This window comes from Kitasatospora sp. NPDC057500 (genome assembly GCF_042802195.1).
Classification (GTDB): domain Bacteria; phylum Actinomycetota; class Actinomycetes; order Streptomycetales; family Streptomycetaceae; genus Kitasatospora.
Genome location: NZ_JBHVER010000398.1, coordinates 1 through 2,773 on the forward strand (window position 1 = coordinate 1; position 2,773 = coordinate 2,773).

General features: G+C 74.5%; 2 protein-coding genes. Both read left to right on the forward strand.

From position 1 onward, the window contains the following. Nucleotides 1–515 precede the first annotated feature (515 nt). Nucleotides 516–1,118 carry a carbonic anhydrase gene (locus ACFU74_RS36865; RefSeq protein WP_380764505.1) on the forward strand — a complete coding sequence of 201 codons (603 nt, stop codon included), beginning with the start codon at nucleotides 516–518 and terminating at the stop codon, nucleotides 1,116–1,118. A 118-nt stretch (nucleotides 1,119–1,236) separates the two neighbouring features. Further along, nucleotides 1,237–2,724 carry a SulP family inorganic anion transporter gene (locus ACFU74_RS36870; protein ID WP_380764506.1) on the forward strand — a complete coding sequence of 496 codons (1,488 nt, stop codon included), beginning with the start codon at nucleotides 1,237–1,239 and terminating at the stop codon, nucleotides 2,722–2,724. Nucleotides 2,725–2,773: the final 49 nt, after the last annotated feature.

Genomic DNA, 2,773 nt, shown 5'->3' on the forward strand with positions numbered 1-2,773 from the left:
CCCCGCGGCCTCCACCCGCCCCCCCCGGCCCCCCCCCCACACCACCCTGAATGGCTGCGGGTGTTACAACGCGGGGCCCGGGGCCCGCGCCGCACCCCCACCGCCCCGAGACCGGGCGGTTGCGCGTGGGGGCGCGGAAGCCTCATGAGGGGCGCTCGGCACCGGTGGTGCATCAACGTCCCGGAGCCCCGCGAGGTTCCCCGTGGCGTGTGAATGTCAAGGCGGAAGGGGAGGCACCGCTAAAGGAAACAGGATGTTAACCAGATCGGCACATCTTGCGTACCGGACGAGCTTTTGCCGACCCCATACCCGTGTTTTACTTCGTCTTGACGCGTCATCAGGTCATCGGGGGGACACCGAGGGTCACCGGCGCGGCCCCGCAGTGGTGCCACGCGCCCACCGCCGCCGCACCCACCCGTCCAGCGGTCCAGCGACACCTGGTTCCGACGTGCCTGCCCGTCCACCGCCCCTCCCGGCCGGAGCCGCGAGGGTCACCGAAGGAGGCATCCACCCTCATGGAACCGCTCATCGACCGAGCCCGGGCGTTCCCGCAGCGCGCGGGCGACACCGGCCGGGAACTCACCGGACTCGCCGCCGGACAGGCCCCGCAGGCCCTGTTCATCACCTGCTCCGACTCCCGGGTGGTGCCCACGCTGATCACCGGCGCCGACCCCGGCGACCTCTTCGAACTGCGCACCGCCGGCAACATCGTGCCCGCCTACCGCGCCGACGGCGCCTCGGGCGAGACCGCCACCATCGAGTACGCCGTCGAGGTGCTCGGCGTCCGCGACCTGGTGGTCTGCGGGCACTCGCACTGCGGCGCCGTCGGCGCCGTCGTCCGCGGCGAGGACCTCAGCGTGGTCCCCGCCGTCCGCGACTGGCTGCGCCACGCGGACCGGGCAGCGCTCCGCGCGGACGAGACCGACGTCTTCGACCCGACGGTGGCCGGCCCCGTGCAGCGCCACGTACTCACCCAGCTCGACCGGCTGCGCGGCTACCCGGCCGTCGCCCGCCGGCTGAGCGAGGGCCGGATCCGGCTGCACGGCTGGTTCTACGAGATCCACACCGGGCTGGTCCTCTCCCACCGGGCCGACACCGGCCTCTTCCTCCCGCTGTGACCCCGGGGCACCGTCCTCGGCCGAACCGCCCCACGGGCGTTCACCGCACCACCGCACTCGGCACCACCGCATTCCGCACCGTCGTCCACCGCACCGACCACACTCTCCCGAGGACCCGATGACTCGTCGTCCCGCCCTTCGGCTGAGCACTCTGCGCTCCGACCTTCCCGCCTCCCTCGTCGTCTTCCTGGTCGCCCTCCCGCTCTGCGTGGGCGTCGCCGTCGCCTCCGGCGTCCCGGCCGAACTCGGCCTGGTCACCGGAATCGTCGGCGGCCTGGTGACCGGCCTGATGCCCGGCAGCAGCCTCCAGGTGTCCGGCCCCGCCGCCGGCCTGACCGTGCTGGTCTTCGCCGCCGTCCAGGAACACGGCCTCGCCACGCTCGGCGTCATCACCGCCGTCGCCGGCCTGATCCAACTCGCCATGGGCGCCGCCCGCCTCGGCCGGCTGTTCCGGGCGATCTCCGTCTCGGTCGTCCAGGGCATGCTCGCCGGGATCGGCCTGGTGCTGATCGCCGGTCAGCTCTACTCGCTCGCCGACGCCAAGGGACCGTCCGACGGTCCCGCCAAGATCGCCGGAATCCCGGGCCTGATCGGCGACGTCGCCGGGAACCCGGACGCGCTCGCCGCCGCCGCCATCGGCGCCGGGACGATCGCCGTCCTGCTGCTCTGGCCGAGGCTGCCCGCCCGGGTCAGGGTGGTCCCCGCGCCGCTCGCCGCCGTCGCCGCCGCGACGGCCGTCACCGCCCTGTTCGACCTGCCCGTCGCCAGGGTCGAGGTGGCCGGACTCGCCGGGGTCATCGACCTGCCCGGCGCCTCCGACCTCGCCGCACTCGGCAGCGTCGGCGTCCTCGGCACGGCCGTCGCCTTCGCGCTGATCGCCTCGGCCGAGAGCCTGTTCAGCGCCGCCGCCGTCGACCGCCTGCACGACGGCCCGCGCACCGACTACGACCGGGAACTGCTCGCCCAGGGCGTCGGCAACACTGTCTGCGGCGTGCTCGGCGCCCTGCCGATGACGGCCGTCATCGTCCGCAGCGCCGCCAACGTCCAGGCCGGTGCGCGTACCAAGGCCTCCCGGGTCCTGCACGGCCTGTGGCTGCTGCTCTTCGCGGCGCTGCTCCCCTCGGCCCTCTCGGCCATCCCGCTCGCCGCCCTGGCCGGCGTGCTGGTCCACGCCGGGGCCAAGCTGGTCCCGCTCCGCACCCTGCGCCCGCTCTGGCGGGCGGACCGCGGCGAGGCGTCGATCCTGGCCGTCACGGCGATCGCCATCGTGGTGACCAACCTCCTCGAAGGGGTGCTGCTCGGCCTGCTGCTCGCGGTGCTCAAGAGCGCCTGGGACACCTCCCACCTCCAGGTCGCGGTCACCGAACTCCCCGACGGCGCCGTCCGGGTGACGCTCCACGGCAACGCCACCTTCCTGCGGCTGCCGCGTCTGCTGGAGACCCTGGAATCCCTGGAGGGCCTGCCCGCCGACCGCCCAGTGAGCCTCGAACTCACCGGGGTGCGCCACCTCGACCACGCCTGCCGCAGCGCGCTCGAAGTGTGGCAGGAACGTCACAACCGCAGCGGCTCCGCCGAACTCCTCGGCCTGCCCGCAGCCGCCGCCTGACCCCGCCGGGGCGGGGGCGGGCCCCCCCCCCCCCCGCGCCCCCCCCCCC